The organism is Fodinibius sp. AD559, assembly GCF_052712805.1.
The window spans coordinates 127,645-147,527 of the sequence record NZ_JBQPVW010000003.1; the positions used below are offsets into that span (position 1 = coordinate 127,645).

Annotated in this window: 10 protein-coding genes; 9 read left to right on the forward strand and 1 reads right to left on the reverse strand. The window is 41.8% G+C overall.

Annotated features, from left to right (window positions below):
* Positions 1-155 precede the first annotated feature (155 nt).
* The 7 genes from ACQ4LT_RS06320 to ACQ4LT_RS06350 all read left to right on the forward strand — a co-directional run bounded on the left by ACQ4LT_RS06320 (position 156) and on the right by ACQ4LT_RS06350 (position 13,648).
* Positions 156-3,362, forward strand: a complete 3,207-nt coding sequence (locus tag ACQ4LT_RS06320; protein ID WP_445665187.1) for a PAS domain S-box protein — start codon at positions 156-158, stop codon at positions 3,360-3,362.
* The gene (locus ACQ4LT_RS06325; RefSeq protein WP_445665188.1) at positions 3,355-4,008 is read left to right on the forward strand and encodes a response regulator; all 654 of its coding nucleotides are present in this window, start codon (positions 3,355-3,357) and stop codon (positions 4,006-4,008) included. The genes ACQ4LT_RS06320 and ACQ4LT_RS06325 overlap by 8 nt, the downstream gene beginning before the upstream one ends.
* A gap of 178 nt (positions 4,009-4,186) precedes the next feature.
* A complete protein-coding gene (locus ACQ4LT_RS06330) occupies positions 4,187-4,576 on the forward strand; it encodes a hypothetical protein (protein WP_445665189.1) in 390 nt (129 codons plus the stop codon).
* A gap of 105 nt (positions 4,577-4,681) precedes the next feature.
* Positions 4,682-6,865, forward strand: a complete 2,184-nt coding sequence (locus tag ACQ4LT_RS06335) for a PAS domain S-box protein (RefSeq protein ID WP_445665190.1) — start codon at positions 4,682-4,684, stop codon at positions 6,863-6,865.
* Positions 6,866-7,006: 141 nt separating this feature from the next.
* Entirely contained in the window at positions 7,007-8,890 is a 1,884-nt protein-coding gene (locus ACQ4LT_RS06340) for a glycerophosphodiester phosphodiesterase family protein (RefSeq protein ID WP_445665191.1), read from the forward strand.
* A 189-nt stretch (positions 8,891-9,079) separates the two neighbouring features.
* Positions 9,080-12,265 (forward strand): S41 family peptidase, encoded by a 3,186-nt coding sequence (locus ACQ4LT_RS06345; protein WP_445665192.1) that lies wholly within the window; start codon positions 9,080-9,082, stop codon positions 12,263-12,265.
* A gap of 342 nt (positions 12,266-12,607) precedes the next feature.
* A complete protein-coding gene (locus ACQ4LT_RS06350; protein ID WP_445665193.1) occupies positions 12,608-13,648 on the forward strand; it encodes a zinc-dependent alcohol dehydrogenase family protein in 1,041 nt (346 codons plus the stop codon).
* Positions 13,649-13,808: 160 nt separating this feature from the next.
* Here ACQ4LT_RS06350 and ACQ4LT_RS06355 read toward each other — a convergent pair whose 3' ends face one another.
* Positions 13,809-15,812, reverse strand: a complete 2,004-nt coding sequence (locus ACQ4LT_RS06355) for a copper-translocating P-type ATPase (protein WP_445665194.1) — start codon at positions 15,810-15,812, stop codon at positions 13,809-13,811.
* Positions 15,813-16,266: 454 nt separating this feature from the next.
* Here ACQ4LT_RS06355 and ACQ4LT_RS06360 point away from each other — a divergent pair, with 454 nt between their 5' ends.
* Together ACQ4LT_RS06360 and ACQ4LT_RS06365 are read left to right on the forward strand one after the other, a co-directional pair.
* Positions 16,267-18,654 (forward strand): TonB-dependent siderophore receptor, encoded by a 2,388-nt coding sequence (locus tag ACQ4LT_RS06360; RefSeq protein ID WP_445665195.1) that lies wholly within the window; start codon positions 16,267-16,269, stop codon positions 18,652-18,654.
* 6 nt (positions 18,655-18,660) lie between these two features.
* The gene (locus tag ACQ4LT_RS06365) at positions 18,661-19,881 is read left to right on the forward strand and encodes a PepSY-associated TM helix domain-containing protein (protein ID WP_445665196.1); all 1,221 of its coding nucleotides are present in this window, start codon (positions 18,661-18,663) and stop codon (positions 19,879-19,881) included.
* Positions 19,882-19,883 lie beyond the last annotated feature (2 nt).

The window sequence follows — 19,883 nt, forward strand, 5'->3', positions numbered from 1 at the left end:
AGACTCCCAACGTTATTTCTGTATATCTTGTTTACTAAATAGTTACCTACTTAGTAAGGGGTTTATCTATTTCAAAAAAAGCATTACAATACCTAATAACATTTTATTGAGACTGAGCTTTTCTTAAAAAAATAAATTACAGACAGGCGGAAAAGATGTCGAAAAATAACAACCAATATATATCGCTTTCCCCACTAAAGATAACAGTCATTTATCTTATTGTTGCCGCTCTCTGGATCGCCTTCACCGACCGTTTGCTTGAATCATTGGTTACAGATGCTAATGCCCTTTCCACATTGCAAACCTACAAAGGATGGTTTTACGTTTTTCTTACGAGTGCCGGCTTATTTTGGCTGATAAAAAAACATGACCAGCAGCTTAAAACAAAAGAGCTGAAGCTGGAAAATCTACTCAGGGATATCCAATCTAAAAAGGAACTCAAAGACGTTTTATTTGAACGCATTCCCGTACTGATAACGATTTACGATCCCGACCTAAAGACATTTGAAGTAAATAAAGAGTTTGAAAAAGTAATCGGATGGTCAAACGAAGAAGTTGAAGAGGAGGATATCGACCTTTTAAAAGCGTGCTATCCGGATCTGGATGACCGGGAAGAAATTGTCGACTTTATGAACAGTCCCGGCGTTGGCTGGAAGGAATTTCATATTACCACCAAATCCGGAGAGCAGCTCCCTATCTCATGGACCAACGTTCGCCTTACCGATGATACTTCGGTGGGAATCGGTATTGACATGACCGACATAAAGGCCTCCCAAGCAAAAATTCGGAGATCAGAAAAACTGCTAAAAAAGATTTTCGAAAGCCTGGAGTCGAGCCTCATCATTGTTGATCCCCGAAGCCGTACTATTGTGGACTGCAATTCTGCCACAAGAGAAATATTCGGCTACAGTGAAGATGAACTTATCGGCAATTCAACCCAAATACTTCACGTCAATGAACAAATGTACAGAAAGTTTGATGAGATGGGTGCTCAGCCTCTTGAAGAAAACGGGGTTTTTCAAACGGAGTTCCAGATGCAAAAAAAGGACGGCACCATTTTTTATTCTGATCATACCGTTACCATGGTTTATGATGAGGACGGAGAAGTTGACAAGGTAGTAAGTGTTGTCAGGGATATCAGCGATCGAAAGAAAAACGAGCTGGAGCTCAAACGACGTCAAGAACGCTTATTGCGATCTCAGAAGATTGGCCAAATTGGCGACTGGGAATTCAATCCAAAAACCGAGAAAATCAGTTGGTCCCAAACCATGTTTGACATTTATGAACGCGATCCGGAAATGGGGCCTCCCAGTTTTGATGAAATTCAAAACAATTATTTCGGGACTGACAGCCAAAAACACAATGAATCTGTTAAGCGAGCAATAGAACACGGAGAATCTTATGATATCGACCTTGAACTGCATACAGATAAAGGAAACCAGAAATATATAAGAGTAATCGGAATACCAACTAAAATTGATGAAGGAGAGAATACAAAATTAAGGGGTATTGTACAGGATATTACGGAGCGTAAAAAGTCAGAAAAAAAGCTAAAGCAACGCAACACCTTTATTGAAACCACGCTTCAAAATCTACCTGTCGGTATAGCCGTAAATACTATCGATGGCGGCAAGACCACTTTAATGAATGATCGGTTTAGCGAAATTTACGGGTGGCCTAAAAAAACACTCAAAGATGTAGAAAGCTTTTTTGAACATGTCTACCAAGATCCCGATTACCGAGCCCAAATAAAGAAACAGGTCATGCAAGATATGGAAAGCGGGCAGCCCGAACGCATGAACTGGAAAGGCATTCAAATTACAACACAAGAAGGAGACAAAAAGTATGTTAACAATAAAGCCATTCCACTTTACAAGCAAAACCTAATGATCTCTACCGTCATCGATGTCACTGAACAAAAAAAACTGGAAAAAGAGCTCCAAAAAGAGAAACAGCGTTTTAAGTTAGTAGCTGATACAACCAGCGATGTTATTTGGGATTATGATATTCAAAATGAAGAGATATGGTGGAGCAAAGGCTTTGAAGATCATTTTGGCTATGACAGAAGCAAACTGGCCGATGACCTATCATCATGGACCAACCATATACATCCCGACGATAAAGTTCGAACTAGTGAAAGTTTGGAAAAAGCTATCAACGGAGAAGACAAATTTTGGCAAGAGAAATACCGGTTTAACATGGCCGATGGCTCTATTGCTCACATTATTGATCGAGGAATAATAATCAGAGATAAAAACGGCGAAGCTGTACGTATGGTAGGGACCTTAAATAATATTACCGAGCGTGTTAAAGCTGAACAACGACTCCGCGAATCGGAAGAAAAATACCGGCATATTTTTGATAATAATCCTGAACCCATGTGGATTTATGATCCGGACACGATGGAATATGTTGAAGTGAATCAAGCGGCTATTGAACACTACGGTTATACCGAAAAAGAATTTTTAAATATGACACTGGCCGATATCCGCCCACCCGAAGATATCGAAAGATTGAAAAACACCATCGAAAAGCACCGAAGTGAAGAAACATATATTGGAGAATGGAGACATCTAAAAAAAGACGGAACACTTATGCATGTTGAGGTAACTGCATCAAATATACAATACAGAGACCAAACGTATCGTCTGGCTCTTATGCATGATATTACTGAACAAAAACGAATGCAGGAAAAAATTATTCAGTCGGTTATTGAGGGCGAAGATCGGGAACGAAAACGTATTGCCCATGAACTGCACGACGGCCTCGGGCAACACTTGGTAGCGGCCAGCATGAACCTGCAATCGGCCAAAGCAGATATTGAAAAATTAAGCGACAAACGACAAAAGCAGTTTGAAACCGGCATATCGCTTCTTAAAAATGCCCTTTCCGAAACCCGGAATATTGCACATAATCTCATGCCCAAAGCTATTTCAGATTATGGGCTTATTGCTGCACTCGAAAATCTCATCAACGACTTTAACAAAAGCACCGAAATAGACTTTCACTTTAACCATAACTATGATGAACTAAAGCTTAAGGATCAGGCTGAAATTAATATCTACCGTATTTTTCAGGAACTTATTACAAATGCTGTTCGTCACTCTGAGTGCACAAGAATAGAGATTACATTGCACCTGAAGAACGATTCACTTAAAATAATGATCAAAGACAATGGGATCGGGACACAGCTGGATGAACAAGATGAAAAAGCTGGTTTGGGATTACGAAGCATAAAAACAAGAGTAAGCAACCTTAACGGTTCGCTCGATATTAATTCAGAACCCGGTGAAGGTATGCAAACTACGATCACCATTCCAGAAGTTAACAACCTGAAATCTAATAATACGGACCATGAGTAATATCAAAATATTATTAGCAGATGATCACGATATTGTTCGTGATGGGATAAAGATGTTGTTGGAAGATGAGGTAGGCTTTACTATCGAAGCTGAAGCTGAAAATGGTCTTCAGGCCATTGAAATCTGCAAAAAGCACGACATCGATTTAATCATCATGGATATTAACATGCCGGAGATGAATGGCATTGAAGCTACCGAAAAGATTAAAGAGTCATTTCCCGATATAAAAGTATTGGCACTTACCATGATGGATGAGGATCAGCATATCCGCCAGATGATTGAGGCCGGCGCCTCGGGCTATATCCTCAAGAGCTCCGACAAAATTGAGCTTGTCGATGCTATTACTACTATTTTAGACGGCAAACACTATTTTAGCGATGATGCCACTCAAAGTGTTATGATGGATCTTGTTAAGGGCACAACTAAAAAAGAAAGCTCTGATCCCGGAAATATTACTGAACGCGAAAAAGAAGTGCTCGAGCTGATTGTAAAACAATACACCAATCAAGAGATTGCAGAAGAATTGCACATAAGCACCCGTACTGTAGATGCCCACCGCCGGAATCTACTGCAAAAAACAGGTGCCAAAAATACAGCAGGACTCGTCACCTATGCTATCAAACACGACTTGGTAGATATCGAATAAATATCGCTTTCTCCCAATCCAAATTCTCGCACGAACCATTTTTTCTATTCCCGTTTATATAGATTTTAAACTTCGGCTTATAGGCTTTTTCACCTATCCCCCAAATAGGCTTTTTAAATTATATCCCATCTATGTTAAAAATAGTAGATTGGGTATATCATCTTAAAAACACTACGGCATGCAAATATTACTCGTTGGCAAAGCGTCTTCTATTACCACTACTATACAAACAATGCTCCAATCAGTAGAAGACTGGTCGGTTCGGTTTTATTCTGATTTAAACAATCTGAGTAAATCAAAAGAATTACAAGCCGACTTTGACCTCTTGGTTGCCAATATTGAGGATTTTGACGAGACTTCTACAAAAGCTGTTTCTCAAATATGTAAACAATTCCCCGACACTCCATTGCTTGCAATTCACTCATATCTTAACAAAACGCTCATTAAGCCGATGATTATTGCAGGAGCTACGGGATACATCCAGAACAATGTATCCGAGAACAAGCTAATTGAAGCTGCACAAAAAATAGCCTCCGGCACAAAATGTATTATAGCAGAATCTACCTAATGCCCAATACGCTTTTTGCGTTATTAAAAATATAGGCTTTTCACCTGTTTCCCGGTCCTACACAATTGATGATTTTATGATCGTATTATCATCAACCCAAGTACTATGACTGACACAGATTTTTCAAACATTACTTTTGACAAAACTTTTCTGAATAGTCTGCTGGCACATGTGGCTATTATAGATGCCGACGGAACCATTGTAGATTACAATAAGGCCTGGAATGATTTCGACGACGCTTCTTCATCAATTAAACGAGTTGATAAGGGCGTTAATTACTTCGAGGTTCTACAACGAGCTATTGAGGAAGGCAACGATTATGCTCTTAAATTTTTATTGGGATTAAAGAACGTTTTAAATCAAAATAAAACGTCTTTTACCCTTACTTATCCTCTAAAAACAGATACCAATTCATTTTGGTTTAACTTGACTATTCGACCCTGCAGTGACGATAACTCGCATTTTGTGATGATCCATGAGGATATCACGGCCTCAATGAAAGCGAAATATGAAAAACAAGAAAACGAGGATCGGTTCGAGGTAAAATTCAAGCAGAGCATTGACGGTATTTTTATTACAGATACCGATGGTAATATTTTGGAAGCCAACCAGACGGCCAGTAATATTTTGGGGTGGGATCAGGAGGAGCTTGTTGAGCTTTCGCTGGACTCTGTCATAAATGTTGATGATCCAACCTATAAAGCGGCTGTTGAGCAGCAAGAAAAATCCGGCACTTTTTCGCTGGAACTCGAATTTATTAACAAACAGGGTAATACCATCCCTACAGAAACAACGGCTCGAACCTATCGCAATCCGGATGGCAAATTACGATCTATTATTTCCTTCCATGATATCAGTCGGCGCAAGGAAGTTGAACACGATCTATTCCAAACCAAGCAATTTACTGAGTCGGCTCTGAATAGCATCCCCGGCGTATTTTTTGTGATGGATCGAAAAGGCAACTTCATCCGCTGGAATGAAAATATGGTGACAAAGCTGGGATACAATGCCGAAGAACTGACTCAGAAAAAAGCAGGGGACTTTATTGTCGATGAATATAAAGAAGAAACCCAGCAATATATTGAACGCTGTATTAAGGAAGGAGAAATATCCGTTGAGACAAAATTAATATCCAAAAATGGACAAATAAAAAAGTATTCGTTTTTTGCCAAGCGATTTATTGAGGATGGTAAAGTATATATTGTAACTACCGGCATTGATATTACCGAACGTAAAAAGATTGAGCGTGAAAATCGCAAAAATCAAATCATGCTGGAACAGCTTTTTGATAATTCTCCGGTGGGTATTACCATTGTCGATAATGATAACAAAATCCAGAAAATAAATGACAGTTTTGAAGAGATTTTTGGATATTCAAAAGACGAAGTAACGGGCAAAAACATCAATAAACTCTTAGCTCCCAAAAGCAAAGAAAATGAGGCAAAAACTATTTCTCTCGCTACGCAAAACGGAGAAAGTCTTCAAACAGAAACAATTCGTTTAAATAAAGATGGCAAAGAGGTTCCGGTTTTAATCGGTAGTGTTCCCGTTAGATTAGAGGACGAGATCATCGCTATCTATGGCATATATGTAGATGTATCTGTACAACACAATTACCGTGAAAAAATTAAAGAGACTTTACAGGAAAAAGAGGCTCTTCTTTCGGAACTGCATCACCGTGTAAAAAACAATCTTGCACTCATTACCAGTCTTGTTGAACTACAGCTTTTTGACGCTACCGATGATACGTTGGAAAATGAGTTGAAGAATATTAAGAATCGTATTATGACAATCGCCTCTATCCATGAGGTGCTGTATCAAAACGGTAATCTTACAACAATCCCCTTTACCAACTTTCTACAAGAATTAGTGAATAGCCGGATGGTTCAGAACCAACGGGATACAAACAATATTCAGATTAATATTCCTTCAGAAGAGCTATCTCTAAATATTAATCAATCCATTCCCAGCGGCCTATTGTTAAATGAAATCCTTTCGCTGATATTCAATTTTACTGATGAAGATAAATGTTCATCCATTGATATTCAGTTACGCGAATATGGCAACAAGGTACATCTGATTATTGAGGGAGATTGCATTGTAAACTGTCCCAATGAAGCCAAAAACAGTAATTCACTGCATAATATTCTTATTGAAACGCTGGTCATGCAGCTGAGAGGAACACTACTTTGGCCGAATCCGGAAGGCGATTATCAAAAATTTGAGATCTTTTTTACTAAAGAACATGGATCCAGCCCCGCAAGTAAATACCTCGAAGTAGCCGAATAATACGCTGATCTCACATACTTAAATTTAAGGGCAGATCTCCACGGATTTGCCCTTTTTCTATTTCTTTTCTCTGAGATTATCCCTCCCGCTTTCTTTATATACAAAAATTGAGTTTTGTCGGTCAATGTTTATCATACCTCCATGAATAAATTCCTTCGAAAAATTCTACGCTCAAATCTCATCCGCTCTACCTGGCGACGAGTTATCCATCTCTGGAAGCCGATGGCAGCGTGGACAATACTTATATGGGGCCTCATCGCCATTATATTAGCCCCTATTTCGTCTGCCGTATTGGGCCTGGACTTTTTCCGCAGTGGACAATTAATAATCGGAAACGAACAACTCATTTCCTGGCTGCTCTCACCCATTGGTGCAACCTATATACTGCTTGGTGCTACTCTCACTCTTACCGGGTGGATACTTCGGTTCGCAGGAATCTTTCAGATTGTAGCTGATAACATCAACAAGCAAGTAGTAGATTTTCGAAATATCATAGTCCGTATCCTCAGCAAAACTCATCTATTATTTCGGCTGTGTTTGTTTATTGTGGCAACAGGGCTCCTCCTGATGTTACCACTGGCGGCAGGCTTGGCATTGATATATGAACTATTACTGGATAGCTATGATATCAATTATTACCTCTCGGAAACTCCAATCGAATGGCACCTTACCATCATTATAGTTGTAATTTGGTTATTAATCTGGCTATCGGGGATCGTTTTTTTAGCCGGTCGATTCCTATTTGCGTTACCTACATATCTTTACAGTCAAAAATCTATAAAAGAGTCATTACAACATGCCTGGCACGTTGGCTCGCAAAAATCAAAGAAACACCTAAAATCCATTCTTACTGCTATCGGTTTTTGGATGATTATTCGATTTATAGCAGACACTATTCTTTTTGCTGCATCCTTTTGGATCACCAGCTGGATTACTGACCTCACAAGTAGCTTGCGAGTCATCGCACTTGCAACAGGAATCTATCTGATGGCCTCTCTCTTACTTGATGCTATAATCTCCTTTCTGGGATTTTCCTATGTATCAACACTCATCACAAAACTATATCTCCAAGACTTTCAGAAACTCGATCCTACCTCAGCTCCACGCTCTCGCTATAAATTCAAAAAGCTTGGCTCCATTTTTAAAAACATCTTCCAACCAACCTATCTTTTTCCAGTGATTGCAGGCATTGTTTTCATCAGTTTTGTTTTTAGCGGCTATATAATCGAACAGATCCCAGAAACAAAGAACAGCCACCAAGTTAAAATAGCAGCACACCGTGCGGGCCCAGCCCCTGCTCCCGAGAATACATTACAAGCACTCGATCTTACGATGCAAACAAAAGCTGAATGGGCCGAAATTGATGTCCAGCTAAGCCGAGACAGTACAATCGTAGTAGCACACGACTTTGATCTTATGCGTATTGCCGGCAACTCGGCTTCTATCTCAAAAACCGACTATAACCAGTTACAACATATTCTTGAGAAGGCCTATTCGAATGGCAAAAGTCATCAACAAAAAATATATACACTCGATGATTTTTTGGCTGCAAGCCATGGAAAAATTGGACTAATGATTGAGCTAAAGCAATCAACTGAAGCATTAGCTCACAAAGTTATTGAAACTATACGAGAAAGGAACATGGAGAATGAAGTCGTTATCATGTCCCTGAATCTGGATACTATTCGCCTGATACAAAAAATAGCTCCGGGTATTACCGTTGGCTACGTATCTGCCTTTTCGGTAGGTAATAAAAGTCAGCTGCCCGTTGATCTTTTAGCAGTAAATCATCGAGCAGTTTCTCCCCTCCTAATAAACCAAACCCAACAACAAGGTATAGATGTCTATGCCTGGACGATCAATCGTGCCAGTATTATGGCCAATATGATTGAATTTAACGTTGATGGCATTATTACAGACAGGCCGAAACTTGCCGTTCAGATACGAGAAGAACTGCAAAATTTATCTGCGACCGAACGGCTTTTACTGCAATTTAACCAGCTTATAACTACTAAAATAGATTAACAAATCAAGAACCTATGAATTATAGTTTTCACACTTATCATAAGTTTAGAATTTACTGATTTTTACGATGTAAATTTGCTTCTGCTTGAAATCTCTTACATAATAGGATTTCTATCGTTAACGACTTTTCAAATAGATATTCATCAATTTAAAAGCTACTCAGACTTATTTCCAATTAAACGTCAAATTATGAAAAAGCTATTTCTTACCGTTGGTATCGTATGTTTACTATTTACCGCATCCCTTGCTCAATCAGATGAACCCTTTGCCCGTTTTCCTGCCATCAGTCCCGATGGCTCTACCATTGCATTTTCGTATCAGGGTGATATATGGACCGTGCCGGCTGAAGGCGGACGCGCCTGGCGGCTAACCCTGCACGAAGCGTATGAAGCATATCCCAAATGGAGTCCCGGGGGCGCCCAGATTGCATTTACCAGCGACCGTCACGGGAATGATGATGTTTTTGTGATGAATAAAAACGGCAGTCAGATTAAACGACTCACCTATCATTCTACCAATGACGAATTAACCGGATGGACGCCCGGCAATAGCGTAATCTTTACCAGTAATCGATTATTCAACCAAGTGGAATGGGAGCCGGAAATTCATACCGTAGGTGCTGAAGGCGGCACGCCCGACCGCTTTTTTAATTCTTTTGGGATGATGGCGGAGATGAGTCCCGATGGACGATTTTTAGTATTTGTCAGAGGCTATAATCGCGAATTTCGCAAGCGGTATCGCGGATCAGCAAATAAAGATCTTTGGCTCTATGATCTGGAAAACGAAAGCTATCATCAACTTACCGATTTTAAGGGAAATGATATGTATCCCACCTTTACCGATAGCCGAACTCTTTACTTCTTGAGTGAAAGAAATGGAGCTCATAATATCCATAAAGTGGAACTAAATGATGATGGCAGCCTAAACTATTCCCCCAACGCTATTACAAATTTCAAGGACGATGGCATTCGTTACTTTGATATAGACGACGAAGAACAGCGTATTGTTTATGAACGCAAAACTGGACTTTTTACCCTTGATCCTCAGGAAGGAAACAGCAACCGCTTGCCTCTCGATGTTACCCAAGACCAACGGTTTTATAATATTGAGCAGAAAACCTTTACCGAAGATGCACAGGAGTTCGACATTTCCCCAAGCGGAGACTGGCTGGCATTTGTAATCGAGGGCGAAATTTTTGTTAAACATAACGATCCCTCCAAACAGCGTTCTGTAAAAGTAACTGACCATCCCTACCGCGATCGTGATGTGGCGTTTTTAAATGATTCTACACTGATATTTGCCAGCGATCGCAACGGTCAATATGATCTATTTTCCATTCGGCCATCCCAAAAAGATGCCAACGATCTCTTTGAAAGCCTTCAGTTTCAAACAAAACAGCTTACTAATACCGAAATGGGCGAACGCAATCCAGTCGTTTCCCCCGACGGAAAGAAGATAGCTTTCAACCGTGGTCGCGGACAACTGGTGGTAGCTGGAATATCAGGACGAGACAAGCTCGGAGAAGAAACCATCTTGGTGGATAATGGATGGGCAGAGGCCAGTGATGTGGCCTGGAGTCCTGACAACAAATGGCTGGCGTACTCTATGCCTGATCTCGACTTCAATCATGAAATTTACATTCATCCCGCAGATGACTCCCGGGAACCCGTCAATATCAGCAAACACCCCCGGCCCGATACTGATCCAGTCTGGAGTCCTGACGGTAGCAAGCTTGCCTTCCTGTCAAATCGTAATAACGGCAATGATGATGTCTGGTTTGCCTGGCTCAATAAACGCGACTGGCAGCGTACACAACTTGACTGGGATAAAAGTGAAAAACCTGAAGTCGTATCACCGAATGATACCGTTGACATAAATGTTTCCATCGATTTCGACGGCCTTTACAAACGGTTACATCAGGTTACTTCGATGCCCGGGGACGAATCAAATATTGCTATCTCCAAAGATGGAGAAACATTCTATTTCGTAGGTGATGATGCTGATGAGGATATCTACAAAGCAAAATGGGACGGCAGTAAGATTTCCGCTCTTACTGATCAAGGAATAAACCCAAATGACCTTCGCTTAAATGCCGATTTAAATAGCCTCTATTTTATGCAACGCGGTGGACAAATCGGGCGCTATAGTCTGGATAAAAATAGTATTGAACAACTGCCGTACCGTGCGAGCATGAAAATAAATCATAATAAGCAGCGCGAGCAGATCTTTGAGGAAGCATGGCGAAAACTAAATGTCAATTTTTATGATCCCAATTTTCATGGGCAGGATTGGACGGCACTTAAAACACATTACAAGCCGTGGGCTATGCAAACCTCAACAGATAGAGATTTTGAAGATGTTGTGAACATGATGCTTGGGGAACTTAATGCCAGTCACATGGGCTTTTACGGATCAGATCGCGCTGAAACGCAAGAAACCCGAACCGGACTTATCGGCGCCGAGGTTGAACCCGCTTCGAATGGCGTACGAGTCGTTCGCGTGGTTCCTAATTCTCCTGCTGACCGAGAGGTGAGTACGCTCAATGTGGGAGACATTATTACCGCAGTTGGAGGACAACAGGTTGCCGAAGTGGATAATTATTACAGCTTGCTATCCGACAGAGTTGATACCCCTACCCTGCTGCAGGTTCAAAATACTGAAGGTGAAACACGTAAAGTTGTTATTGAGCCTACCGGAAGTCTGGGAGATCAACTTTATAATGAATGGGTTGAAAAGCGTAAAGAACTTACCGAAAAATACTCAAACGGAAGATTGGGTTATATTCATGTTGAAGGAATGAACTGGCCCAGCTTTGAGCGTTTCGAACGCGAACTCGTGGCATCCGGTGAAGGCAAGGAAGGGATCGTTATCGACGTGCGATATAACGGTGGGGGCTGGACGACCGATTATCTATTAACAGTGTTAAAATATCGTCAACACGCTTACACAATTCCTCGCGGAGCAACTAACAATCTTTCAAAAAATAAAACTAACTTCCGTGAACACTATCCCTTTGGTGAGCGACTGCCACTGTCCAGCTGGACTAAACATTCCATCACTTTGGCTAATCAGAATAGTTATTCAAATGCAGAGATCTTTTCTCATGCATATAAGCAGTTGGATCTCGGCACATTAGTAGGTGAACCAACATTTGGTGCAGTAATTTCTACTGGCGGCGCCGGCCTAATGGGCGGTTCGTATGTTCGACTTCCATTCCGAGGCTGGTTCGTCAAAAATACAGATAACAATATGGATCGCGTTCCAGCCGTGCCTGATGTAGAGGTAATCAACCCCCCAGATTACAGAACCGGCCAGGATGCTCAGCTAAAAAAGGCCGTCGATGAATTGCTCAAACAAATAGATCAAAAGGAATAAAAGTTAAATTTTAACTGAGTCAAATATTCTCAGCGCTTACTTAGATTTTAGTGTAGTATTCAGAGCATCGATCAATTTGATCGGTGCTCTTTTTTTATGCATAAATGCGACAGCTGAATGTCAATAGCATTGCGTATTTGCAATATTTTCAAATCCCTTCGTAATTAACTGTTTTTTCGGAATAAAATGCTGCTATGCTTGTTCTAATCCCCTCTTAAAAAATCATCAGATAAACATTTGTGGCACATCTCTTGCAATTATATAAAATGTAGAAACGTCAATTAGTGCATCCTTTGAGAAATTATGAAGATGCCTTTAAGCAAATAATGAGAGGTAATTATTATGAAAGCACTCGTTTATCACGGTCCCGGAAATCGCGCTTACGAAGAAAAACCCAACCCAGAAATTCAGGAATCTACAGATGCGGTTGTCAAGATCACAAAAACAACCATTTGTGGCACTGATCTCCACATCATGAAAGGAGATGTGCCTGCTGTTGAAGATGGAACTACCCTTGGTCACGAAGGGGTCGGCATTATCGAAGAAGTTGGTGAAGGCGTATCCAATTTCAAAAAAGGCGACCCTGTTCTAATTAGTTGTATCACTGCATGCGGGAAATGTGATAACTGCAAAAAACAGATGTACTCTCATTGTGAAGATGGTGGTTGGATTTTAGGGCATAAAATTGATGGTACACAGGCCGAATATGTTCGCATTCCACATGCTGATACCAGCCTGTATCACATCCCGGAAGGTGCCGATAAAGAAGCCTTAGTTATGCTCAGCGATATTTTACCCACCGGTTTTGAAGTAGGTGTTCTAAACGGTAAAGTAAAACCCGGTGATGTAGTTGCTATCGTTGGAGCTGGTCCCATTGGGCTTGCAGCGTTACTTACTGCCCAATTTTACTCCCCTGCTGAAATCATTATGGTTGACCTCGATGACAATCGCCTCGAAGTATCCAAAGAATTCGGGGCTACCGACACCGTCAACAGTGGTGAGGAAAATGCTGTTGATAAAATAATGGAACTCACCGATGGCAAAGGAGTAGATGTTGCCGTTGAAGCAGTTGGTATTCCTGCAACGTTTGATATCTGCCAGGATATCATCAAAGCCGGTGGCCAGGTTGCTGTGGTCGGTGTTCACGGTACCAGCGTAGACTTTAAACTGGAAGAACTGTGGATCAAAAATATCACTATGACCACAGGCTTAGTTGACACCTATACCATCCCCATGCTGATGAAAACGGTGGGAGCCGGCAAGTTGGAACCCGAGCAGCTAATTACCCATCATTTTAAGTTAGATGAAATAATGGATGCTTACGACACCTTTGGCAATGCTGCTGAAGAAAAAGCTCTGAAAATTATTCTCGAGAATAAATAAAAGTTGGCTTAAAATCCTGAAGGAAGTCTGCCTACGTTAATCAGGCGGGCTTCCTTTTTTTTGTGCTTATCTTCTTGTCCCTGCTGGGCAAAACCAGAAACAATACGCAATTATTTAGACTTATAACCTCTATGTACCTAACAGGGAATTCAAAAGTGGCTTAGTTTTCCACTTTCAAAAAACGAGCATTAATAGCCACTACAACCGTACTCAACGACATCAGAATAGCCCCCACAGCCGGACTTAATATGATTCCTGCCCAAGCAAATACGCCGGCAGCCAGCGGAATAGCTACGATGTTGTAACCACTGGCCCACCAGAGGTTCTGGATCATTTTACGGTACGTTGCCTTGGCCAGAAAAATAGAAGAAACGACATCCCCGGGATTATTTTTCACCAGCACCAGGTCAGCGGTTTCTACGGCTACATCAGATCCCGCCCCAATGGCAATACCCACGTCGGCCTGCGCAAGAGCAGGCGCATCGTTAACACCATCACCGACCATCGCCACGGTCAATCCACGACGTTGCACTTCTTTTACTTTGTCGGACTTTTCATCCGGTAATACTTCGGCGAAATAATCTTCCAGTCCCAGCTCATTGGCTACGTACTCGGCTACCTGCTCATTATCTCCGGTAAGCATCATACATTGAATACCCACCTCTTTTAATTTATTTACAGCTTCATAAGATTCTTCTCGAATCTGATCACCCAGCGCAATAGCCCCTTCCAGTGTATCATCAATTAAAACATAAACAATCGTTTTACCTTCCAATGCCAGTTCATCAATCTGCTCACGATCAGGAATTTCAATATCCTGCTCTTCCAAATATCCGGGGCTTACTACCGCTAATTGCTTCTCCTCGACCTTACCAATTACGCCTTTCCCGGTAATAGAATTGAATTCCGAAACCTCATAGGTTTCATCCACAGCTTCTACAATACCCTGGGCAATGGAATGTTCGGATCGTGTCTCGATCGAAGCAGCAAGCTTAAGTAATTCATCCTCAGAATAATTTTCTGTAAACAGCCTGATGTTGGTAACGCCAAACTCGCCCTTGGTGAGCGTACCCGTCTTGTCGAAAATGATAGCATCTACGTTACGAGCCTGCTCAAAGGCCGTTCGGTTGCGAATAAGAAATCCCTCATTGGCCGCTCGCGAGGTAGATACCGAAACCACCAACGGTATCGCCAGCCCGAGAGCGTGGGGACAGGTAATAACCATGACGGTAACGGTGCGCTCGATGGCAAATACAAAGTCCTGCGATGACCAGAACGTCCAGCCAAATAACGTCAGCGCTCCGGCGCCTAAAGCCGCGAATGTAAGCCAGGCCGCTGCACGGTTTGCCAAATTCTGTGTTTTGGATTTACTTTCTTGGGCTTCTTCAACCAGCGAAATCACCTGCGAAAGGAAGGAATCTTCCCCGGTTTTGGTAACTTTTATCGTAATGGATCCTTCCCTATTGATAGCGCCACCAATAACCTCATCGCCTTCTTCTTTAGAAACCGGCTTCGATTCCCCGGTAAGCAGCGATTCATTAACTTGAGTTGATCCTTCCATGACCTCACCGTCAGCGGGAATCTTTTCGCCGGGCTTTATCACCAGCCGGTCTCCATTTTGTAATTCTTTGAGCGGCACTTCTTCGGTACTGCCGTCATCTTTAAGACGGTGAGCGGTATCCGGCATCAGCTTGGCCAGCTCTTCAAGGGCGCGTGAAGCACTCATCACCGACCGCATCTCTATCCAATGTCCGGCCAGCATAATGAGCACAAGCGTAGCCAGCTCCCAGAAAAAGAGCTTGCCCTCCAATCCGAATACTACAGTCGAACTATAGCCGTACGCCACGGTAATGGCCAGCCCTATTAGAGTCATCATACCGGGCTGTTTATCACTTATCTCATCATAAGCTCCTTTTAGAAACGGCCATCCGCCATAAAAGAATACAAAAGTGGATAGCAGAAAAAGAAGTGATATATCACCGGTAAAGTCCAACTGTCCGGCGATGCCCATGAACTCCTGGATCATGGGCGACAATAATAGAATGAGTGCAGTGGGTAATAGCGAGATGAAAAATCGCTTCTTAAAATCATCCAGCATATGGGCATGGTGATCGTGATGCCCCTCATCGTGAGATTCCTTCTGTTGATGATGCTCTTGATCCATGGTAATCTATTTTGTGTGATTATTTACTTAGATGTCGGTAAGATTAAGCGATAATACGTTACAACCAAATAAGTGTTTTGTGTAAAATTTTTGGGTATTGAATATTTTTTATCGAGAAGCATCAAGAGCAAAGATTAACCTTCCATTCAACTTTTCTTCATGTAGACACTTTACCTTAACTACGGTTATATTTTTTAGTTTACAATATCTATTTCTTCTTTTGACCTTTTCAACTCCTACCTTCAAGAGCAAAAAAATCCTGATAAAAATCTTGCTATATAGATTTAATCTAAATAGTTTCAGGCGTGCTATTTAGAAGCGATCTATATAAGTATATAGGGCTGTTTTTTTCTTTCTATTCAACAATAAAAGAACAGCTTCCTTTTCGATCTCGCTCGGAATAGCCACTTAAATTAGAATCAGAAATAATACACCGTAGTAGGATTTACGTTTTATGAACTGTCAAAATAATTTTATTCGCCTCACCTTAACTGTACTGCTATTTTTTACTTTTAGTGCTTCTGTATTTGCCCAATCGGCAAAAATTGAAGGACAAGTTACCAACACCGAACAAAAACCTGTATCCGATATTAACGTTGCATTACAGGGTACTTCGTTTGGAGATGCCAGTGATGCGCAAGGCTATTATTCTATCACTGAAATCCCTGCTGGAGACTACATCTTGGTCGTTTCTGCGGTTGGATATGCCAACCAACGCAAATCTATTTCAATCGAAAGTGGAGAAGAACTATCGATCAACATTACACTTTCAAACAAAAATGAAAAACTCCAGGAGATCGTTGTTGAAGGAAACCAAATCAACAAATTTTCTACTGAGTTCAGTGAATATGTAGCCAAGTTACCGGTACAAAACCTGGAAAATCCTCAAGTATATAATACCGTAAATGCTGAGCTGATTGAAGACCAGGTTATCACCAAGTTCGAAGACATTCTCAACAATGCTCCCGGTGTTAACAAACTTTGGGAATCGACGGGCCGTGGCGGCGATGGCGCCGGCTATTATTCTATTCGCGGATTCTCGGTGCAACCTAATATGCTCAACGGACTCCCCTCGCTGACAAACGGATCACTTGATCCCGCCAATGTTGAACGTGTTGAATTTATTAAAGGTCCCTCTGCCACGTTATTCGGTAACACGGTAACCTCCTACGGCGGACTCATAAACGTAGTGACTAAAAAGCCATCCGATAATTTTGGCGGAGATATTTCCTACCGCACAGGTAGCTTTGGACTTAACCGAATCTCGGCAGATGTCAACACCCCCATTAGTGCTGAACAGGATGTCGCACTTCGCATTAATGGAGCGTACCACAAAGAAAACAGTTTTCAAGATGCCGGATTTTTTGAATCCTACTTTATAGCACCCTCTCTCTCCTACGAAGTGAATGAAGATCTTTCTTTCTTAATCAATACTGAACTCTATCACTCTGAGGGTACCAACCCAACGATGCTGTTCCTAAACCGGAGTGCACCGCTTGATGACAACAATATTTCAGAGCTAAGTTACAACAACAAAAACTCCTATACGACAAATGATATCACCATCAGTAACCCGGTATTTCGTCTACAGGGTAAAATGACGTACCATCTTTCTGATTCATGGACATCAGAAACCGTTCTTTCCAGAAGCTCTGCAAAATCCGAGGGGTACTATAGCTACATTTCAACAATCGGTATTCCCGGCAATACATTCGGACGCTATATTAGTGACCAGAACTCCACAACTCTCGGGACCAATATTCAGCAGAACTTCACCGGCGATTTTGAGCTGGGTGGCCTACAAAACCAAATGGTTATAGGCCTCGACTTTCTACGGCAAAATGTTATAAACAACAGTAGCGGATATATCGCTTATGATTCATTCAATATTGACAGTAATAACTCTGTCCCCGCTATTTCCAAGGCAGGAGTGGATAAAATGCTGGCCAATACTTCTGTTTATAAAAGTTCAACAGAACAGCAGGTGTACTCTGCATATGCTTCGGATGTGATTGATATCTTGCCAAAACTTTCAGTAATGGCCAGCGTCCGACTGGATCATTTTGTAAATAATGGCAACCCCGAAACCGAGGCTGACGACTACGAACAAACAACGTTTTCTCCAAAATTTGGACTTGTATTTAAACCCATTGAAGAGAAAGTGTCTATCTTTGCTAATTACATGAACAGCTTTAATAACGTTGCCCCTGTCACCCAGGGCGACGGTACTGTTGAAAGCTTTTCTCCCGAACAGGCCAACCAGTGGGAGGTCGGTGTTAAGTCAAGCCTTTTCAACGACCGCCTTACTGCCACAGCAAGTTACTACGATATTACCGTCTCTGATATCGTTCGCTCCGATCCCAATCGCCCACAATACTCAATACAGGACGGGGAACAATACAGTCGTGGTGTAGAATTTAGTCTGAATGCTTCGCCCGTCAACGGCCTAAATATTACTGCTGGATATAGCCACAACGAAAGCAAAATCACAAAAACGAGCACTCCCAGCCTGCAGGATCGCCGTCCCGAAGAAGCCGGACCTTCTGATTTAATCAATGGATGGATCAGCTATCGTTTCACAACCGGTTCACTCAAAGGATTCGGACTCGGATTCGGCGGTAACTACGCAAGCGATAACTATGTAATTAACCGTTCCAATACCGGGCGATTTACCATTCCGTCTTACACTGTATTAAACGGCTCCCTGTTCTATGATGCCAAGACATATCGCCTCAATCTCAAGTTCAATAACTTTACTGATGAGGAATATTACAACGGATGGAGCACAGTAAATCCACAGCGTCCGCGCAACATCACTGCGGGATTCACTTACAAGTTTTAATTAGGCATGCCATCGTTTAAAGAAACCGTCTTATTTCTGCATCGCTGGCTCGGACTTATTACCGGGCTGGTGGTGCTTATTTTAAGTATCACAGGCTGCCTCTATGTTTTTCAACAGGAAATTTCAGAGATCGTGCGTCACGATACTTACTATGCAGATGAGGTGCCGGAAAACCAACAGCATTTGCCCATTGAAAAACTGCAGAAAAAAGCCGCCGATACGTTAGGAATTGAACACCTTCCTTATGGATTGACCACGTACAAAAATCCCGATCGCAACTGGTCGGCCATACTTTACAAAGGAGGTGTAGATTCATGGACTTATTTCGGAGGGATGGAAGCCCATAAAACAGCCTATATCAATCCCTATAATGGAGAAATTGAGGGGGTTGTCAACGAGAAAAAGGACTTCTTCCAGATTGTAAAAGGCATCCACTGGAGTCTGTTGCTGGCCACACCTATCGGTCAACCTATCGTTGTTTGGAGCACCGTAATTTTTATCATCTTGTTAATTTCAGGAATGATTCTCTGGTGGCCAAAAAAATGGAACAAAGCCGGGAAGCAAAAAAGCTTTAAAGTAAAATGGGACTCAACCTGGCGGCGGATCAATTATGATCTTCATAATGTATTGGGCTTTTACTTTCTGGTTCTTTCACTAATTATTGCCTTTACGGGTCTCTACTGGTATTTCCCTTTTGCGCAGAAAAGTTTGCATTTTTTAGGAACCGGCGAATACCAGTTACCTGATGGTCCCGCAGAAAAAGTGGTCTCCACCATGCCTGATACGACAGCGAATTCCATACCAATGGAGCAAGCTTATCGACAAGCATGGGCAGAATATCCCAAGGCGTATAGTATTGCATTGGTTGCACCAACTGATTCCCAATCGACAATACGCGCAACTATTCGTCCTGATGGACAAACGTATTATAGCAACAGCACACTCCAATTTGATCAATACACCGGCGAACTATTAAGTGCCGATCGGTACGAAAATTATAACACCGGAGAAAAGTTAGTGGCTATGAATTACGATATTCACGTGGGAGCCATTGGCGGATTGCCGGGTAAAATTATCGCTTTTTTTGCCAGCCTGATCTGTGCCAGCCTGCCTGTTACCGGCTTTATCATCTGGTGGGATCGCAAAAAACGACAGTGGGCTCGTGAAGAACGGCTCCAAAAAAGAAGGAAAAAATCAGACGCTCCCAAAGAACGAATACCTGTATAATT